Source organism: uncultured Paracoccus sp., from assembly GCF_947496875.1.
Lineage (GTDB): Bacteria > Pseudomonadota > Alphaproteobacteria > Rhodobacterales > Rhodobacteraceae > Paracoccus.
Genome location: NZ_CANMEH010000063.1, coordinates 1 through 1,721 on the forward strand (window position 1 = coordinate 1; position 1,721 = coordinate 1,721).

2 protein-coding genes are annotated in these 1,721 nt (G+C 69.3%); both read left to right on the forward strand.

Annotated features, from left to right (window positions below; genetic code table 11):
- Window positions 1-179 precede the first annotated feature (179 nt).
- Window positions 180-662, forward strand: a complete 483-nt coding sequence (locus tag Q0938_RS19070) for a hypothetical protein (RefSeq protein ID WP_299365687.1) — start codon at window positions 180-182, stop codon at window positions 660-662.
- A 104-nt stretch (window positions 663-766) separates the two neighbouring features.
- Window positions 767-1,624, forward strand: coding sequence for an ATP-binding protein (locus Q0938_RS19075; RefSeq protein ID WP_299365689.1), 858 nt, complete (start codon window positions 767-769; stop codon window positions 1,622-1,624).
- Window positions 1,625-1,721 lie beyond the last annotated feature (97 nt).

The window sequence follows — 1,721 nt, forward strand, 5'->3', positions numbered from 1 at the left end:
GGCGCCTTCGAGAAGGGCCTCGTCCACCTCGTGCAGGAGCGCGTGGGCCCCGACCGCTTCGCCTACATCGCCGTCGCGCGACCCAGACCCAGAGCCGCCAACGCCTCGCTCTCGGCGCTGCTCCTCGAAGAGCGCGCCGCGTGATGGCCCTGCCATTCCCTTCCAACGGAGACCCCGCCATGCCGCACCCCGACAATGCCCCCCGCCTCATTGATCTCGAAGGTCTCGCCATCGGCGACATCGCGGCGTTGCCGCCCGAGATGCTGCTGGATCTGCAGACGACGGCGCTCGCCGAGACTGCCCGCGTGAAGCGGCTGCGGGACCGGCTCGAGGCCGGGATCGCGCAACGCTACGAGGGCGCCGCCGCGGCCGAGCGGACCGCGCAGGGGAAGACCAGCGGCACCGTGAGGGTCGAGGACGAGGGTGTCGTGGTTGTCGCGGACCTGCCGAAGAAGGTTTCCTGGGATCAGGACCGGCTTGCCGCCATGGCCGAGCGCATCCGCGCCGCGGGCGACGATCCCACCGAGTATCTCGAGATCGCCTATCGCGTTCCCGAGCGGCGCTTCGGCGCCTGGCCCGCGGCGATGCGCGAGGGCTTCGCGGACGCGCGCAGCGAAACCACCGGCAAACCCGTCTTCCGGCTCGAGGCTCGAGACCGGTGACGCGCGGCGGCGGGACGCCCGGTCGGCAACGCCGGGCAGGTTCCCCTTCGGCACCCGGTCACCCCCGCCGCCGCGCCCCCTGAATTCACACCCCGGAGAACCCCATGGCCTTCCGCATCATCACCGCCGACGAACGGCTCTCGGCCGCCGAGAACAAGACGTCCCTCGCCATCTTCGGTCCGCCCGGCGTCGGCAAGACAACGCTCCTGAAATCGCTGCCCGCCGAGGACACAGTCTGTCTCGATCTCGAGGCCGGTATGAAATCGGTGCAGGACTGGCGCGGGGACTCGATCCCGGTGCGCAGCTTCACCGATTTCCGCGACCTCGCCGTGCTGATCGGCGGCCACGATCCGGCCCAGCATCCGAAGTCCTGGTATGGCGCCGAGTATCACGCCTGGCTGCAGCAGCAGTATCTCGGCACGGGCATCGAGGACTTCCTCGCCCGCAAGCGGATCGTCTTCGTCGACTCGATCACCGACCTGACGCGTCAGGCCATGGCCTATGCCCGCCAGCAGCCGGAGGCCTTTTCCGAGCGGACCGGGAAGCCCGATGTCCGTGGCGCCTACGGGCTGCTCGGCCGCGAGGTGATCCAGGCGCTGAAGCATCTGCAGCACGCCCGCGGCAAGACGGTGATCTTCGTCGGCGTGCTCGAGAAGGTCACCGACGAATTCGGCGCGACGACATGGCAGCCGCAGATGGAGGGCACGAAGGCCGGGCGCGAATTGCCGGGCATCGTCGATCAGGTCGTCTCGATGCAGCTCTTCGGCCGCGACGCCAAGGGCGACTGGACCCTCGACGAGACCTCCGCCGAACGCCGCCTCGTCTGCCGCTCCGGCAACCCCTGGGGCCTTCCCGCCAAGGACCGTTCCGGCCGGCTTGATGTGACCGAGGCGCCCGATCTCGGCGCGCTGATCGCGAAGATCGACGGCCGGGCACCCGCTCAATCCACCATCCCTTCCTGATCCAGACGCAAAGGACAGATCCATGAGCTACGATCTCAACGACGCCCAGCCGCAGATGGCCCCCATCGGCGAGCTGATCCCCGACGGCACCTTCGCC